General features: G+C 66.9%; 11 protein-coding genes and 1 pseudogene. 2 read left to right on the top strand and 10 right to left on the bottom strand.

The genetic code is table 11. The features are described 5' to 3' along the window. On the top strand, positions 1 to 260 hold a 260-nt coding region (locus tag ACWEWT_RS37555), incomplete at its 5' end, for a DNA-directed RNA polymerase subunit beta (RefSeq protein ID WP_452565668.1). A 172-nt stretch (positions 261 to 432) separates the two neighbouring features. Here the strand turns inward: ACWEWT_RS37555 and ACWEWT_RS37550 are convergent. The 8 genes and pseudogenes from ACWEWT_RS37550 to ACWEWT_RS37515 all read right to left on the bottom strand — a co-directional run bounded on the left by ACWEWT_RS37550 (position 433) and on the right by ACWEWT_RS37515 (position 7,212). Continuing rightward, positions 433 to 942, bottom strand: a complete 510-nt coding sequence (locus tag ACWEWT_RS37550; protein WP_452565667.1) for an AAA family ATPase — start codon at positions 940 to 942, stop codon at positions 433 to 435. A gap of 121 nt (positions 943 to 1,063) precedes the next feature. Continuing rightward, a pseudogene (locus ACWEWT_RS37545) lies at positions 1,064 to 1,240 on the bottom strand (DUF397 domain-containing protein); the annotation flags it as partial. Beyond that, positions 1,237 to 2,118, bottom strand: a complete 882-nt coding sequence (locus ACWEWT_RS37540; protein ID WP_452565666.1) for a helix-turn-helix domain-containing protein — start codon at positions 2,116 to 2,118, stop codon at positions 1,237 to 1,239. The gene ACWEWT_RS37540 and the pseudogene ACWEWT_RS37545, both read right to left, overlap by 4 nt. A 148-nt stretch (positions 2,119 to 2,266) precedes the next feature. After that, on the bottom strand, positions 2,267 to 2,614 hold the full coding sequence (locus tag ACWEWT_RS37535) for a DUF1330 domain-containing protein (protein ID WP_452565665.1): 348 nt from the start codon (positions 2,612 to 2,614) through the stop codon (positions 2,267 to 2,269). Positions 2,615 to 2,711: 97 nt separating this feature from the next. Further along, entirely contained in the window at positions 2,712 to 3,713 is a 1,002-nt protein-coding gene (locus tag ACWEWT_RS37530; protein WP_452565664.1) for a TIGR03617 family F420-dependent LLM class oxidoreductase, read from the bottom strand. 887 nt (positions 3,714 to 4,600) lie between these two features. Further along, positions 4,601 to 5,065: a YybH family protein gene (locus ACWEWT_RS37525; protein WP_452565663.1), complete on the bottom strand. Its 465-nt coding sequence runs from the start codon at positions 5,063 to 5,065 to the stop codon at positions 4,601 to 4,603. After that, positions 5,031 to 5,663, bottom strand: coding sequence for an NADPH-dependent FMN reductase (locus ACWEWT_RS37520; RefSeq protein WP_452565662.1), 633 nt, complete (start codon positions 5,661 to 5,663; stop codon positions 5,031 to 5,033). Before ACWEWT_RS37520 ends, ACWEWT_RS37525 begins: the two co-directional genes overlap by 35 nt. 316 nt (positions 5,664 to 5,979) lie before the next feature. Further along, positions 5,980 to 7,212, bottom strand: coding sequence for an aminoglycoside phosphotransferase family protein (locus ACWEWT_RS37515; RefSeq protein ID WP_452565661.1), 1,233 nt, complete (start codon positions 7,210 to 7,212; stop codon positions 5,980 to 5,982). Positions 7,213 to 7,793: 581 nt separating this feature from the next. Between ACWEWT_RS37515 and sigJ the strand changes: the two genes are divergently transcribed. Next, a complete protein-coding gene (gene sigJ, locus ACWEWT_RS37510; protein ID WP_452565660.1) occupies positions 7,794 to 8,693 on the top strand; it encodes an RNA polymerase sigma factor SigJ in 900 nt (299 codons plus the stop codon). 61 nt (positions 8,694 to 8,754) lie between these two features. On the opposite strand, the gene ACWEWT_RS37505 is transcribed toward sigJ, so the two are convergent. Then, positions 8,755 to 12,576 carry a multifunctional oxoglutarate decarboxylase/oxoglutarate dehydrogenase thiamine pyrophosphate-binding subunit/dihydrolipoyllysine-residue succinyltransferase subunit gene (locus ACWEWT_RS37505; RefSeq protein WP_452565659.1) on the bottom strand — a complete coding sequence of 1,274 codons (3,822 nt, stop codon included), beginning with the start codon at positions 12,574 to 12,576 and terminating at the stop codon, positions 8,755 to 8,757. 123 nt (positions 12,577 to 12,699) lie between these two features. Next, entirely contained in the window at positions 12,700 to 16,329 is a 3,630-nt protein-coding gene (locus ACWEWT_RS37500; RefSeq protein ID WP_452565658.1) for an ABC transporter ATP-binding protein, read from the bottom strand. Between the last annotated feature and the right edge of the window lie 551 nt (positions 16,330 to 16,880).

Raw genomic sequence — 16,880 nt, 5'->3', positions numbered from 1 at the left:
ACGATGTCGTGGGTCGAGTGAAGGTCTACGAGGCGATCGTCAAGGGCGAGAACATTCCGGAGCCCGGCATCCCGGAATCGTTCAAGGTTCTGCTCGAGGAACTCCAGTCCCTGTGCCTCAACGTGGAGGTGCTCTCGGCCGACGGTCGGGCTGTCGGACTGGACCACGGCGACGACGACGAACTCGAGCGCCGGGCCACGAATCTCGGGATCACCCTGTCCCGGGACGAATCCGCCTCCATCGACGAGCTCACGAGCTGAGCGCGCCGGCCGAGCCGCGCACCGGCCCGCGGTGCGCGCCTCGGCTCGGTGCCGAGCGGCGGCGCCGGGACCTCGTCCGACCGGTCGCCCCGGTGGTGCGGACCGGCGGGTCCACCGGAGTACATATCCGCGCGGACAACAGCACCACTCGCTTCGCGGAGGCTCGCTCGGTTCACGACAGTGCGGCGCGGATCGTGGCCACATGCGCTGCCGCGGTTCCCCTGTTGTCGATCAGAATCCGGGCCTCGGTGAACGGTTCCCAGCGCCGCGCTCGTACCTGCGCCCAGGTCGGGTTGCCCTGACCCGGCCGATCGGGTTCGCGCGCCTCCACTCGGCGGCGATGTTCGACTGTATCCGAGCAGATCACCTCGACCCAGTGCAGCCGAGCTCCCGATTCGCGGGCCAGATCGGTCCATATCGTCCGGGCCGCCGGCACGTTGTTGCAGGCGTCGACGACCACGGGGCGGCCGCCCACCAGCTGGTCTTCGGCCACCCAGGCCGCCGCGACGTAACCGACCGGATTGTCCTCGAACGGCAGCAGTGTCGATACGATGGCCGCCTCGAAGGTATCTATGCGCAGGAACGTTGCCCCGAGCTCGTCTGCCAGCGCGCGGGCCAAGGTGGTCTTTCCACATCCCGGTAGGCCGGCGAACACCACCAGACGAGCAGCCTCATCCGCCATACGGCCGATCCTAGGTGCTGTTTCCCCGAACCGGTCTCGGATGCTGCGTGAGGTATTCCTCCGGGCGGCGGGATACTTCGCCCCGGTCCAACCAGCCGCGACGGGAACCGGGGTCGGAGGTGCTACCGGTGAAGACATCCCATTCGGCGGCAGTGAAAACGAGAGCCGGGCCGGTGGGGTTCTTGGAATCGCGGACACCGACGTGCCCACCGTCGAGAAACGCGACCTCCACGCACTCCTTGGCTCCGCCGCTGCGACTGCTCTTGAACCACTCGGCCCCGGATAGGTCCACGTTCACGATCGGTACTCCCTTGCCTTGTTCCGCAACACCATTCGGGTGGCGGTCTCGTCCAGTGCCACCTTGTCGAGGGTTGCGAAAGCTCGCTTGTACCGCTCGACGATACCCAGCTTTTCGGAGTACATATCGCTGGTGTAGTTCTCGGCGTAGACGATGGTCGGTTCGACCGAGTTGCCGTGGCTGTCCACATCGAACTCCAGGACCACGAACGGTCCGACCTGATCGCCGGTCGGCATCCCGGCAGCGAAAGGCAGCAGATGAATCGTCACATTGGGCTGTGTGCCGGCGTCCGCTAGGTGCATGAGCTGGGCTGCCATCGTCTTGTGGTCACCGATAACTCGACACAGAGCTGCTTCACACAGAATCACATCCAGGCGAACAGGTCGTGTTCGACGGGTGATCAGTCTCTGGCGAAGGATACGAGGTTCGATTCGATCGGTGATCTCCTCCTCGGTCTCGTGCGGGAATGCGTTGCGGATGAGTACGCGGGCGTACTCACGGGTCTGGAGCAGTCCGGGTACCAGGTCGGGTTGGTAACTGACGAGTCGGCGAGCGCCGGACTCCATCCCCATATAGATGCTGAAGTTGTCCGGAATGACGCCGCCGTACTCGTGCCACCACGACTTCTCAGCTGCCTGCTGGGCCAGTCCTCGCAACCCTGCTGCCTTCACCTCGTCGATCTCGTAGATCTCGATCAATCCGTCGAGATCGCGGATTCGTATCTTCTGGTTCTGCCCGGTCTCGATTCGTTGCAGGCTGCTCTTGCCCCACTCCATGAGCGCCGCCGCATCCGCCATCGTCAGACCCACCGCTTCGCGCGCTTCACGCAGATACCGGCCCAGCTGCCGCCTGGTGATACTGCTGTCCCGATCGGTCATAACCGTCCCCTTCCGCCGGATGAGAGCTTCGAATCGGAGACCAGGCATACTCGCAGTTCGGCAGTGGCGCGCCGATTTTCACCGAAGTTCCGGGTTCCCGGTCCGGGTGTCCGCGTGTCGAAGGCGGTCTTGTGCCTGTAGTCCGGTGCTACTCGGCGGATATGCGTTCCCGCATGGCCGCCGCGGTGGTGGCCGGGTCGTAGTCGGCGCCGACCCCGTCGACCAGGATTATGTCGCCGTCGATATGCCGTGACCGCAGCGGCGCGATCTCCCGGTAGGCGGGCGAATCCCACCAGGCCCGTGCCTCGTCCATCCCGGGGAACCCGATCACCACGACGAATCCGGGCCAGTCGCCTTCTTTCACCTCGTGCTGCGCGGCGTGCACGAGGAACTTTCCGCCGAACGGTGCGAAGGTGCTCGGGATGCGTTCGATGTACTCGGCGATCTCGGGGTGCGGATCGGCCGCTTGCAGGTGGGCGATGACGTAGGCGGTCATGGTGTCGTCCTCTCGGTCTGTCCGGTGTACCGATCATGACCGAGCCGTGTCGGCAGGACGATTACCCCGGAGGTAATGAGATCGGCTACCTGCGGGGTTATCGCCGCAGTGCGCCGGCCAGGGCGGCGATCTGGTCGACAGGTGGGTCGTAGCCGGGGAAGTAGCAGCACACCCGGTCCGCGAAATCGCCGAAGCGGCGGATGATCTCGGCGGCGCAGTCTTCCGGAGTGCCACGGACCGCGAGGGTGTCGACCATGGGATCGGAGATCCGGTCGAACATGGTCATGATGTCGCCGGATTTGGAGAGCACGTTGAGTTCCGGTTGCAGCTGTCCCCAGCCCTCCACCTCGAGCACCGGCCGGTACGCCGGGGTCGAACTGTAGAAGGCCAGCAGGCCGCGTACGCCGACGGAGGCCGCGGACAGCTCTTCCGCCGAACGGCCCATGGCGACGATCACCTGCGGATAGAGCGGGAACTCGGTGCGGCCGGCCCGTCGCATACCTTCCGCCACGGCGGGTAGCGTCCGCTCCCGGAAATGGCGGTGGCTGTGGAAAGGCATCACCAACAGCCCGTCCGCGACCTCCGCGGCTGTGCGGGTCATCAACGGTCCGAGCGCGCCGAGCAGTACCGGTGGGGGACCGTACGGATTGGGACCTGGGACGAAGGTGCTCGGCATGAGGGTGTGCCGGGTGTGCTCGCCCCGGAAATCCAATGGGGTGCCGTCCTGCCACGAGGTCAGGATCGCCCGCACGGCGAGGACGATCTCGCGCATCCGAGCCGCCGGTGGTGACCAGGTGGCACCGTAGCGTTTCTCGATATGCGGCCGGATCTGGGAACCGAGCCCGAGCCGGAAACGCCCACCCGACATCAGCTGCAGATCCCAGGCCGCATGGGCCAGATGCATCGGGCTGCGCGGCATGGCGATCGCGACATTGGTCATCAGGTCGGTGTCCACCCGGCCGGCGACCGCGGCCAAGGGCAGCAGCACATCGTGTGGCCCTTCGAAGGTGAACAGCCCGGCCGCACCGGCGTCTACGAGGGTGCGGGCGCGTTCGACGCTGCGGTCCGGGCGCGCGTCCAGCTGGAGGTCGAGCAACATCAGCTCATCCAAGTACACCCGCCGGGTTCCGGCCAGGGGTGCGGCCGACCCGGGTCGGAGCGAATACGTCGGTATCGGTATCGGTATCGGTATCGGTGCGGTGCCGGTGACCACGGATCAGGTTCCGTGCGGTCAGTCCGATTGGTATTCGTGGTACTCCGATGTCGGCGGGCGGTTCGGCTGCAAGGTGACGCGAGTCTCCAATTCCGGATACGGCATGGGGAAGCCTCGGCTCGACAGTTCGACCCTGGTGGTGGGATGGGCGACGCCGCCGTACCGGGCTGCGCAGATCGGTCTCCTCGTACAGGTGTCGGGCGACCGACTCGACCAGCTTCGGATCCGCACGCCGACAACTTCGCCGTGATCGTTGTGCAACGGCAGGGTGATGACCTTCTCCGGAACGATCACCGGGTCATCCGATCCACGACGAGACGTCCGGTCTGCCACAGTTCGATCTCGCCTGTCACGCCCAGACACTCTCCGCTGCAACGATATATGGGGCTTGTCCTATCCCTCCGGCGGCAGCGCCATTCGGAAAGGCGGGATACCCCCTGTGCCGGAGTCGATCCGACCCACAGTGACAACCGTAACCGTCCTCCATCACCGGGATCGGCGAAATCCCATTCCGTCCGAGATCCCCGGGCAGTCATCGGGCGACCACGCAAAGAATTGGACTTTCATCCAGGCGTATGCCCATCGATCGGTCTGCGCGACTGTGACAGCGAGCGACCGAAGCCCACTGCCGAAAACGGATTCCTCGACAGACTTCCCGGTGAGAACGGATCGGCCTCCCCGGCGGCCGCGGGGTGACAATGGTTCCGATTCAGGGAACACGGGCGGTGTCGAGGGCGCGCAACGGCGGGTCCTCGACACCGTCCCGCTATCGTTCAGGGCTGGAGGTCGACCACGCCCGCGCCGCTCGCCATATCGAAAGGCACCGAAACCTGGTCGTGCGTGATCAACCAGGTGCCGTCGATCTTGCGCATGCCGTAGGTGACCCGGACCCACATACCGTTCGTCGCCTCCCCGTTCTTCAGGGTGCCGCTGAGCCGGGCGAAACCGTGTCCGAAGGCCACGTCGCCGCCCACGGTGAAGGTCAGATCGCGAATCTCGTAGGTCACGCTCTCGAAGAACAGGAACACTTTCGCCCAGTTCTCCAGTTTCGCCGCTATCCCGACATGCTGGAGCGGCGGTTCGACATCGAAGGACACGACATCGGTCGTGTAGAGCCGGCGCAGGGCGTCGAGATCCCTCGTGCGGAGTCCTTCGGCTGCCTTGTCGATCTGGCGGCGGAGATCGGCCTCGTCGGCCGAGAGGTCAGTATGAGACCGAGAGTTGTGCGGTGTCGTCACGATCGGTTCCTTCGGTATCGACGGGCGGGGTATCGATGGTGGGCCCGCGCAGCGGGGCCAGGGCGGTGCTCCAGGCGACGACCTTGTCCAGCAGCGAGGTCAGGGCGGCGGCATGGTGATCGCGTGGTGTGAAGGTGGTGTGGTTCTCGAAATCGGTGAGTACCGAGATCACCACCTGATGACTCACGTCCGCCATCCCCAGCGTGCTGCACACCGTCCGCAGCTGCACTACCGCGCGGGTGCCGCCGCCCGCGCCGTAGGAGACGAAACCGATCGCCTTGTCGGTCCACTCCGCGAACAGATGGTCGATGGCGTTCTTCAGTACCCCGGGGGCCCCGCCGTTGTACTCCGGCGTCACCAGCACGAAACCGTCGAACGGGGCGATCCGCTCGGCCCAGGCCCGGGTGTGGGCATGCACCGACGGCCCGAACATCGGCGGCACGGCTTCGTCCAGATGAGGGAGCGGGTGGTCGCGCAGGTCGATGAGTTCGAACTCGGCATCGCCGCGCCGCGCTGCCGAGTCCAGCACCCACTGCGCGACCTGCGGGCCTTTCCGGTTGGGCCGGGTACTGCCGAGGATGATGCCGATTCTGGTCATTGCGGGTTCTCCTGCTCTGCTGAATGCGTCACGACCTTCCGACGACACAGCCCTCCGGAATGTCAGGCCGCACCCGCCCGGCGTTCGCCCACCGGCGCGCATCTGAACGGCTCGCGTCGCTCACACTCCTGGGCAGCCGATCTACCGAATCCGGTAGCTACGCGCGAAACGGAGGAGCCCATGACCGATCCGCATCTGCCGATGACGATCAACGAACGTCGTCAACCGATCGATCGCGTGGCTGCCGGGTTTCCCGGCCTGTGGTGCGGAAGACCTACACACGGGAGCGCACTAACGGTCGACGTCGTATCCCGGCTCATCCGACCCACTGGCCGAGTATCGAGCGCAGTTCGTCCTTCGATCTGTCGGGCCAGCTCGGATTCCGAGCGAATCGCTCGTGATACCAGTCGACCCAGCCCTCGAAGCCCTCCGGGTCGGCGGCCACACGCTCGGGCATCGTCTGGGTGCACTGCACCACTCCTCTCCAGTCCTGCATCGAGCGGTACATATCGAGAGCACCCGCGGTATCGATCGACGAGTTCGGCGGCAGCACCCGATCCAGCCACTGATCGGCGATCTGCGTGCGGGTGGCATCGTCGAATGCCGGGCCGATCCGATGCAGGAAGAACTGTGCGTTGTAGATCGGGTCACCGGGTCCGGCGTTCTCCCAGTCGAGGATCCACAGTTTTCCTTGATCGTCGAGCCGGAGATTCCCCCAATAGAGATCGTTGTGCGCGAAGACCGCGGGCTCACCCGAGCGGCTCATATCGGGCTGGACGTAGTCCGACAGCGGCCCGAGTCCGAGTTGTTCCGACCTGGCCTGTGCGACCGGCGGCAGATCGTGATAAGCCTCGTCCGCGTACTGGATCATCTGCCGCTGCCACGTGGGAATATCCATGGCCGTTCCCGCCGGGAGCGGGCGCGAGGACAGCAGGTGCACCTGATCCAGTAGATCGGGCAGGTAATTCATCAGCTCGGGATCGTCCCAGTCGCGCGTCTCACCCGGCACGTACGGCATGAGCGTGAACGGCCGTCCGGTCGACGGGTCCGTCCCCGCATACAGGATCCTGGGCGTTCGTACGCCGCGCTCGCAGGCGTAGTCGACGGCATCGTTCTCCGGCATCCACTTCTTCAGCATCGTGACGATCGGTCGGCCCAATCCTCGTCGGAGCACTGCCGGGCCCGCGGTCGTATCGATACGGAATATCTGGTTCCCGGTTGCCGCGTCATCCGCTGTCCGATCCCGGACCTGCTCGAGAAGCTCCCGCGCCTCGTCCTCGGATATTTCGTATCGTTCGCGATTGTCCGGGCGAGCTCTGCCGTCGAGGTCGGAACGAGGTGTCACACCCTGATCTGCCGAACTTGTCGCGTCGGTGTCGCGTCCCCGGTGCCCGAGGTTGTCGACTCCGGTTGTGGATTGTTGTTCGGCGCGTCGGGTCCCGTCGAGTGCGCCGCGGATTCTGTTCGGGTATTCGTGTTGTGTTTCGCTGATGCGCGGCGCCGCTCGCGCGGCGATCAGGTCTGCGAGGTTCTTGGCGACCTCCAGCATTCTCGCGGCGATTCTGCCGGTCCTACGGTTGCTGTGGTCGGCAGGTCAGGCAGCGATATCGGGGAGCCGGTGGTCGACTCTCGTCGAAACCGGATGGAATCCGGGGTGGATTCGCTCGCGCAGCGGTCTCCGAAGCGATCGACGTGGGCGAGAGCGTGTCGTCCGGACCTCGACGATCGGGCAGCGGATGATATCGGTGCGGGCGCGAGCGGTTCGAGATATCGATTCTGCCGACAAGGTGCGGGATCGGATCAGCGTCTCCTGGCTCGTGCGATGTTCCACCGGCGCCATCGCCGAGCGAACTCGTTCCACCGGGAACGGTCCTGTTCCGCAGCGATCACGCTAGGAATGTAAAGGACTCTAACGCTGAATGTTTCGGCTGGAGAAGCGCCCTTTCCCATCGGTAGGAACGCGGTGTCGCACCGGGCCGCATCGCTCGGACGAGAGCAACCGGATCGGGTGTGGGTCCACGCGAACTCTCGATCAGCGGGCCGGGGTGTCGAGACACTCCGCCTGCCTCACATTGCGGCCCGCTGATCCGTCGAATCAGGTAAGAGACGTACAGACCGGAGGAGCCGACCATGACCGACCCGCACCTGCCCGCGGTGATCAGCGAACGCCGTCAGCTGATCGATCTCGCCTACCGGCTGCTGGGCTCCCTGGCCGAAGCCGAGGATGTGGTGCAGGAGACCTATGCGCGCTGGTACGCCATGTCCGAACCGCAACGACAGGAAGTGGTGGCACCCGGAGCGTGGTTCACGACAGTCGCGGGCCGGATCTGTCTCGATCTGCTGGGATCGGCGCGCGCCCGCCGGGAGCGATATGTCGGCAGATGGCTTCCGGAGCCGATACCGGGCCGGTCCGAATGGCCGGCGGGCTCCGCACCCGTCGATCCCGCCGACCGGGTCACCCTGGACGAGTCGATCAGCATGGCTTTTCTCGTGGTGCTGGATTCGATGACCCCGGCCGAGCGGGTGGCGTTCGTCCTGCACGACGTCTTCCGGTATCCGTTCGCCGAGATCGCCGAGATCGTCGGGCGCACCCCGGCGGCCTGCCGCCAGCTGGCCTCGAGTGCGCGGCGCCGCATCGACACTTCGAGGAGCCCGTCGAGCGCCGAGCGCGCCGAGGTTGTCCGGGCATTCAAACAGGCCTGGGAGACGAAGGATATCGAGGCCCTGATCGGCCTCCTCGATCCGCAGGCGATCGCGACAGCCGACGGCGGCGGCCTGGCCTCGGCCTTCCTCGAACCGATCGATGGCGGCGAACGGATCGCCCGCACCTGGATGGAGATCGCCACCCACGGCCCCGCGGTGACCCTGCTGCAACGCACGGTGAACGGCCAGCCGGGCCTGGTCGGGAAACTCGGCGACAGCGTCGTCTCGGTCTACGCCTTCGATATCGCCGACGGCCGGATCACCCGGATCTGGGCGATCCGGAACCCGGAGAAACTGCGGCTGTGGAGCGCCGGCCGAAACGAATGACGCCGGGCGTGAACCCTTCCGGGGAAGGGTTCACGCCCGGCGTCGGACGGTCTACCGGAAATCACTCCGTCGGCGCGAAGGCCTCTTCGATGATCTCGGCCTGCTCCACGGCGTGCACCTTGCTCGAACCCGAGGACGGGGCCGACATGGCGCGGCGCGAGATACGGCGCAGGCGGCCCAGCCGCTCCGGCAGCAGCTCCGGCAGGTTCAGGCCGAAGAACGGCCAGGCACCCTGGTTCGCCGGTTCCTCCTGGACCCAGGCGATCTCGGTGGCATTGGAGTACCGCTCCAGGGCCTCGTTCAACCGGAACTTGGGCAGCGGGTAGAGCTGCTCGACCCGGACGATCGCCACATCGTCACGCTTGCGTTTGGCCTTCGCGGCAGCCAGTTCGTAGTAGAGCTTGCCGCTGGTCATCAGGATGCGCTTGACCGCACCGCGATCGCCGATGCCCTGTTCGTAGGTGGGCTCGTCGAACACCGAGCGGAATTTGCTCTCGGTGAAATCCTTCAGATCGCTGACCACGGCCTTGTTGCGCAGCATCGACTTCGGGGTGAAGACGATCAGCGGACGGCGGATACCGTCCAGCGCGTGCCGGCGCAGCAGGTGGAAGTAGTTGGCCGGGGTGGACGGCACCGCCACCGTCATCGAACCCTCCGCGCACAGCTGCAGGAAGCGTTCGATACGGCCGGAGGTGTGGTCCGGTCCCTGACCTTCGTGCCCGTGCGGCAGCAGCAGTACGACCTCGGAGAGCTGGCCCCATTTGGCCTCACCGGAGGAGATGAACTCGTCGATGATCGACTGGGCGCCGTTGACGAAGTCACCGAACTGCGCCTCCCACAGCACCAGCGCGTCCGGGTTGCCCAGCGAATAGCCGTATTCGAAGCCGACGGCGGCGTACTCGCTCAGTGCCGAATCGTGCACCGCGAACCAGCCGGGGTTGGCGCTGTTGATGTTGTGCAGCGGGGTGTACTCGGCCGCGGTCTTGCGGTCGATGATCACCGAATGACGCTGGGTGAAGGTACCGCGGCGCGAATCCTGTCCGGTCAGCCGGACCGCGCGACCCTCGTCGATCAGGGTGCCGAAGGCCAGCAACTCGGCGAAGGCCCAGTCGACCTTGCCCTCGTAGGCCATTTCGCGGCGCTTCTCCAGCACGGGCTGCACGCGCGGATGCACATTGAACCCGTCGGGCACGTTCAGGAACGCGTCGCCGATCCGCTGCAGTACCGATTTGTCGACCGCGGTGAGCACGGTGGACGGGATCTGCTGATCGTCCTCCACCGATTCGCTCGGGCTCTGCGCGTACTTCTCCAGCTCCCGCACCTCGTTGAAGACCCGCTCCAACTGGCCCTGGTAGTCGCGCAGCGCGTCCTCGGCCTCTTTCAGCGAGATATCGCCACGGCCGATCAGGCTCTCGGTGTAGCTCTTGCGGACGCTGCGCTTGGTGTCGATGACGTCGTACATGTACGGCTGGGTCATCGACGGGTCGTCGCCCTCGTTGTGACCGCGACGGCGGTAGCAGATCAGGTCGATGACCACGTCCTTGCGGAACTTCTGCCGGAAATCGACCGCCAGGCGGGCCACCCAGTCGCACGCCTCCGGGTCGTCGCCGTTGACGTGGAAGATCGGGGCACCGATGAACTTGGCGATATCGGTGGAGTACTCGGTGGACCGGCTGTTCTCCGGGGCCGTGGTGAAACCGATCTGGTTGTTCACCACGATGTGGATGGTGCCGCCCACGCGGTAACCACGGAGTCCCGACAGGTTCAGGGTCTCGGCCACTACACCCTGCCCGGCGAACGCGGCGTCACCGTGCAGCATCAGCGGTACGACGGAGAAGCCCTCCGGGCCGTCGCCCTTGTCCAGCAGGTCCTGCTTGGCGCGCGCCAGACCCTCGAGCACCGGGTCGACCGCTTCCAGATGCGACGGGTTCGCGGTGAGCGAGACCTCGATCTCGTTGTCGCCGAACATCTGCAGGTAGTTACCGCGCGCGCCGAGGTGGTACTTCACATCGCCGGAGCCGTGGGTGGCGGCCGGGTTCATATTGCCCTCGAACTCGGTGAAGATCTTCGAGTAGGGCTTGCCCACGATATTGGCCAGCACATTGAGCCGGCCGCGGTGCGGCATACCGATGATCACCTCGTCCAGCGCGTATTCGGCGCACTGGTCGATCACGGCGTCCATCATCGGGATGACGGTTTCGGCACCTTCCAGCGAGAAGCGCTTCTGGCCGACGTATTTGGTCTGCAGGAAGGTCTCGAAGGCCTCCGCGGCGTTCAGCCGGTTCAGGATGTACTTCTGCTGGGCGACGGTCGGCTTGACGTGCTTCTGCTCGACCCGGTCCTGCATCCACTGCAGCTGATCTTCCTCGAGGATGTGGGTGTACTCCACACCGACGTGGCGACAGTAGGAATCGCGCAGTACCGACAGCACATCGCGCAGCTTCATCCGCTCTTCACCGTGGAAGCCGCCCACGTTGAATTCGCGGTCCAGATCCCACAGGGTGAGGCCGTGCTGGATGACGTCCAGGTCCGGATGGCTGCGGAACTTGTCCTTGACCAGGCGCAGCGGATCGGTATCGGCCATCAGATGGCCGCGGTTGCGGTAGGCGGCGATCATCTCCAGCACCCGGGTGCTCTTGTCGACGCCGCGTTCCTTGATGTCCTTGCGCCAGCGGATCGGCTCGTACGGCACGCCCAGACCGTGGAAGATCTCGTCGTAGAACTCGTCGGCGATCAGCAGTTTGTGCACGGTGCGCAGGAAGTCACCGGACTCCGCGCCCTGGATGATGCGGTGATCGTAGGTGGAGGTCAGCGTCATGAGCTTGCCGATACCGATATCGGCGATCCGCTCGTCGCTCATACCCTGGAATTCGGCCGGGTACTCCATGGCGCCGGCGCCGATGATCGCGCCCTGCCCCTGCATCAGCCGCGGTACGGAGTGCACGGTGCCGATGGTGCCCGGATTGGTCAGCGAGATGGTGACCCCGCTGAAGTCCTCTGCGGTCAGTTTGCCGTCCCGGGCCCGGCGGACGATGTCCTCGTAGGCGGTGTGGAACTGACCGAAGGTCATATCCTCGGTGCCCTTGATCGCCGCGACCACCAGGGACCGGCTGCCGTCCTTACCGGGCAGGTCGATGGCCAGGCCGAGGTTGGTGTGCGCGGGGGTGACCGCGTTCGGCTTACCGTCGACCTCGGCGAAATGCCGGTTCATGTTCGGGAACGCCTTCACCGCCTGCACGATCGCGTAGCCGAGCAGATGGGTGAAGGAGATCTTGCCGCCCCGGGTGCGGGCGAGGTGGTTGTTGATCACCAGCCGGTTGTCGATCATCAGCTTGGCCGGTACGGCCCGCACACTGGTGGCGGTCGGGATGGTCAGCGACGCCGCCATGTTCTTGGCGACCGCGGCTGCCGCTCCGCGCAGCACCTTCTTCTCGTCCGCGGCGGGGGCCGGCTTCGGCGCACCCGACGTGGGGGCGGCATTGGAAGACGGGGCCGGAGTCGTCTGCGGGGCGCGCTGCTGTGCGGCGGCCGCGGTGGTCCGCGCGGCGGCGGTGGCCTTGGGGGCTTCCTTCGGCGCGGCCGCCGGGGCGGCGGTGCGGGCCGGAGCGGTGGGCGCGGTGGCGCGCGACGCCACGGACGCGCTCTCGGCGGGGACCGGGGCCGGAGCGGAGTTCACGGCCGAGGTCGGGGCCGGGGCTGCCGGAGCGGATTGGGTGTTACCGGGATCACCGGCGATCTCAGGGGTGTAGTCGGCGAGGAACTCGTGCCAGCTGGCATCGACCGAGGATGGATCCTGTTTGAACTTCTGATACATCTCGTCGACCAGCCACTGGTTCTGACCGAACTGGGATTTTGAGCTGCTCACAGCAGGTGTTCGCCTCATTCCGTTCTTCGCGCTGCGACGTTTGTGACGTGCCCGGCACCGGGCCTCGGTGGATGGGTACCGATACGCCCTGCAGACGAGGATATGCCCCCGCGCACATCCACTCCGTCACCGACCACCGGACTATCCCGACCTCATTGTTGACGACTCGTCCTCGACCGAGAATATTCCTTCGCCACTTCCGGCCGCTGTCCAGAGGCGGGCATAGTGCCCATCGGCCGCTACGAGCTCGGCATGTGTACCGGATTCCACGATCCGGCCGTGCTCCACGACGGCGATCCGATCGGCGCGCGCGGCGGTCGCCAGTCGATGCGCGACGACGACAGTCGTGCGGTTACGAGCCAGCGACCCGGTCGCGGCCAGCACCTTTTCCTCGGTATCGGGGTCGAGGGTGGCGGTCGCCTCGTCGAGCAGCAACACATCGGGGTCGACCAGCTGGGCGCGGGCCAGCGCGATGAGCTGACGCTGACCCGCCGAGAGCCCGCGCCCGCGTTCGCCCACTGCCCGGTGGAACCCACCCGGCAGCCCGGTGATCATCTCCCGCGCGCCCACCGCCCGCGCGGCCTCCTCGATCTCCGCCGCGGTCGCGAAAGGTTTCCCGAATGCAATGTTGCTCGCGATATCGCCGGTGAAGAGGTGAGCTTCCTGTGGCACCATCCCGAGCCGGGACCGGTAGCGGTCCAGGCGGTAGTCGCGGATATCGACACCGTCCACCCGGATCGCCCCGGTATCGGTTCCGGACAGGTCGTAGAGCCGCGCGAGGAGTTTGACGATGGTGGACTTCCCGGCGCCGGTCGCGCCGACCAGGGCCAGCGATTCACCGGGCGCGACGGCCAGGTCGACATCGTCGAGCGCGGGACGTTCGGTACCCGGGTAGCGGAAGCGCACCGAGTCCAGGGCGAGATCGCCCCGCAGACCCGCGGCGATCGGATCGGCACCGGGTGGATCCGCACCGATGGACGACGGTGTGCGCAGCAGCTCGCCGATCCGGCGCAGACCCACGCGGGCCTGCTGGTAGCCGTCGAAGACCTGGGACAACTGCTGGATCGGACCGAACAGCAGTTCCAGGTAGAGCACGAAGGCGATCAGCGTGCCGGTGCTGGTGCCGCCCGTGGCCACCGCGTGCGCCCCGGTGAACACCACGAGAGCCAGCGCCAGATCGGTCCACGACGCCACGAACGCGAAATACAGTGCGATGGCGCGCTGGGCGCGCATCCGGCTGCGCCGGTACTTCGCCGAGTACTCGGCGAACCGGTGCGCCGCCAGCTGTTCGTGCCGGTTGGCCTGGACCGCGCGCAATCCGGCGATGTTCTCCTGGAAATCGGCGTTGACCGTGGAGACCCGCTCCCGGGAGACGGTGTAGGCCACCGAGGAGACCCGCCGGAACACCACCGTGGCGATGATCAGCGGGGGCAGCACACCGAGCAGTACCACCAGGGCCAGCCGGAGATCGATCACGACCAGCGCGACGGCGATACCCGCCAGCGACAGCACACTCACCAGCGCGGTGGACACCCCGGTCTGCAGGAAGGTGGACAGGGCGTCCACATCGGTGGTCATCCGGGTCATGATCCGGCCGGACAGTTCGCGCTCGTAGTAGTCCAGACCGAGTCGTTGCAGGTGGGCGTAGCTGCGGATACGCAATCCGAACAGCACCCGCTCGCCGGTGCGGGAGGTGAGCAGTGTGGTCGCCGCGGCCACTCCCCATCCGGCGAGTACCAGTCCGGTACCGAGCACCGCGGACCAGACGAGCGCGGACGGCTGGGCGCCGGTGACACCGGCGTCGATCGCATGGCGCACCAGCGGCGGGAAACCTATCCCGATCAACGCGTCGAGCGCGAGCAGGGCCACCGAGGCCAGGACGAGTGCCCGCACCGGCCACAGCAACCGGCCCAGCCGGAAACCCGGGTCCGGTTCGCGCAGCCGGGATTCGTCGAGTCGTGGTTGCTCGGTGGCCGCGGGCAGGCGTTCGATGGCGCGCCGCAGTTCGGGTGTCGCGCTCAGGTCGGCCACGGGGGCGAATCGGTCGGTTGCGGCGGCCGCGGGGAGCCGGTCGGCCACGTACACCGGCCCAGCGACCGCGACGGTATCCGGTTCGGGCAGGCGGATCACCCGGTCGGCGTGGGCCAGGGTGGATTCGCGGTGGGCCAGGATGATCGTGGTGCGGGCGCCCTGATCGGGCAGGGCGCCGAAGATGGCGGCCTCGGTCACCGCGTCCACGGCGGAGGTGGCGTCGTCGAGCACCAGGATGCGGGGGCGGGCCAGCAGTGCCCGGGCCAGCGCGATGCGCTGCCGCTGCCCGCCGGACAGGGTGAGACCGCGTTCGCCGACCACGGTGTCGTAGCCGTCCGGGAGCTGTTCGATGAACTCGTCGGCGGCGGCCTGGCGCGCGGCGTCCCGGATCTCGGCCGTGGTGGCATCGGGCCGGCCGAGCGCGATATTGGCCGCCACACTGGAGCTGAACAGGAACGGGTCGTCGAAGACCACACCGACCGCGGCTCGCAGGTGCGCGGCCGATACATCGGCGATATCCACCGGGGGCGCGTCATCGGTGCCGAGGAGCCGGATCCGCCCGGCGTCGGGCGCGTAGAACCGGGGCAGCAGCAGGGACAGGGTGGTCTTGCCCGACCCCGCCGGGCCGATGATCGCCACTGTCTCACCGGGGCGTACCCGCAGGTCGAGATCGCGCAGTACCGGTTGCGCGGAATCGAAGCCGAAGGTGACCCCGTCGAGTTCGATACCCAGCGGCCCGTCCGGCACCGGGACCGGCCGGGGCGGATCGGCCACCGCCGGGCCGGCGTCGATCACCTGGTAGACCCGTTCGGCGGCGGCCCGGGTGAGCTGGGCCATGATGATCACCGAGGCCATGGTGCGGGCCGTGGTGGTCATGGTGGTGACATAGGCACTGAACGCGAGGAAGGTGCCGAGCCCGATCTGACCGTGTAACGCCAGCCAGCCGCCGACCGCGATCACCACGACCAGACCGGCCTGTGGGATCGCCGACAGCGTGGGGGAGAAGCGGGCGTTGATCCCGGCCGCGCGCATCCGTTCGGCGAACAGCCGGCGCCCGTGCTGTTCGAGTACATCGACCATCCGGGCTTCCTGCCCGAACCCCTTCACCACCCGGACCCCGGTGACCGTCTCCTCGACATGCTGGGCGAGTTCGGCGGCCCGCTGCTGGGCCGACCAGGTCGCGGCGTGCAACCGGGGCCGCATCCGGTACACCACCACGATCACCAGGGGCACCATCAGCAGCGCCACCGCCGCCAGCGGCGGGGACAGCCACAGCATCACCGCCGCGGCGAGCACGAATTGCAGGAACGACATCCCCGAGAGCGGCGCCATCGCCAACAGCGACTGCACCAACTGCAGATCGGTGATCGAACGCGACACCACCTGCCCGGTGCGCAACGCGTCCTGCCCGGCACCGTCGAGTCGCTGCAACGATCCGAGCAGCTGCAACCGCAGCCCGTGCTGTACGTCGAGGGACAGCTTCCCGGCCAGCATCCGCCGCCCGAACGAGGCGGCGAACCGGCCCGCCGCGAGCGCGGCCAGCAGCCCGGCGACGATACCGATCACCCGGGTGGCGCCGTTCGTCGCCGAATCGACCGCCCATTTGGTGAGCAGGGGTGCGATGATCTCGGCCGCCGCGCCGGCCAGCAGAGCCAGCGTGATACCGGCCAGCGTGCCGCGATAGCGCCGGCACTCCGACCACAGCCTGCGGAGCCATCCCGGACGCGCGCCGCCGCTCATACTCCCCCCTTCACCTGAACCTGTCATCGACCATAACGACGCCCGGTGACACGGTCTTGTTCCCGGACAGCCGGGGTCGGCAGGCCCGGCCCGCGGTGCCGTCGATTCAGGCGGGCCCCGCTACGAGCCGGGATCACGAGGATCCGGACGAGGCGCCGCAGGCGGCGCCACACGACAGACGGGCTCCGCCCGGGTTCCGGGGCGACACAGCGGTGTGCCGTCGGCCGTTCCCGGATCGGCGCTATCGAGGCTCAGCGCAGCGTGAACCCACCCAGGTGGTCGGAGTGCACGTCCTCGCATATTTTCCATCTACTCCGCAACGTCGACATCCGCAGGCGGGGCCGCCCCGGTTCTGGAGCGACAGTGCGAAGGGACGCCGCGACCGAGCACCGGAGTCGAGAACCGGAGCCAACGGGCCCGAGCCCGGCACGACGCCGAAGGCGGAGCCCGCAACGAAGGTGGGGCCCGCCCCGGTTCTGGAGCGACGAAGCGAAGGAGCGCAGCGACTGAGCGTAGGAGTGAAGAACCGGGGTTGATAGGGCCCCACCCCG

It is taken from the genome of Nocardia sp. NPDC003963, assembly GCF_053605105.1.
The sequence above is the reverse complement of the archived record's forward strand: the minus strand, read 5'-3'. Positions and strand labels throughout refer to the sequence as shown.

What these genes read in the sequence shown, in the direction of transcription:
- ACWEWT_RS37550 (WP_452565667.1), bottom strand. Translation starts at nt 942, where the DNA reads ATGGCGGATGAGGCTGCTCGTCTGGTGGTGTTCGCCGGCCTACCGGGA.
- ACWEWT_RS37540 (WP_452565666.1), bottom strand. Translation starts at nt 2,118, where the DNA reads ATGACCGATCGGGACAGCAGTATCACCAGGCGGCAGCTGGGCCGGTAT.
- ACWEWT_RS37535 (WP_452565665.1), bottom strand. Translation starts at nt 2,614, where the DNA reads ATGACCGCCTACGTCATCGCCCACCTGCAAGCGGCCGATCCGCACCCC.
- ACWEWT_RS37530 (WP_452565664.1), bottom strand. Translation starts at nt 3,713, where the DNA reads ATGTTGCTCGACCTCCAGCTGGACGCGCGCCCGGACCGCAGCGTCGAA.
- ACWEWT_RS37520 (WP_452565662.1), bottom strand. Translation starts at nt 5,663, where the DNA reads ATGACCAGAATCGGCATCATCCTCGGCAGTACCCGGCCCAACCGGAAA.
- ACWEWT_RS37515 (WP_452565661.1), bottom strand. Translation starts at nt 7,212, where the DNA reads ATGCTGGAGGTCGCCAAGAACCTCGCAGACCTGATCGCCGCGCGAGCG.
- sigJ (WP_452565660.1), top strand. Translation starts at nt 7,794, where the DNA reads ATGACCGACCCGCACCTGCCCGCGGTGATCAGCGAACGCCGTCAGCTG.
- ACWEWT_RS37505 (WP_452565659.1), bottom strand. Translation starts at nt 12,576, where the DNA reads ATGAGGCGAACACCTGCTGTGAGCAGCTCAAAATCCCAGTTCGGTCAG.
- ACWEWT_RS37500 (WP_452565658.1), bottom strand. Translation starts at nt 16,329, where the DNA reads ATGAGCGGCGGCGCGCGTCCGGGATGGCTCCGCAGGCTGTGGTCGGAG.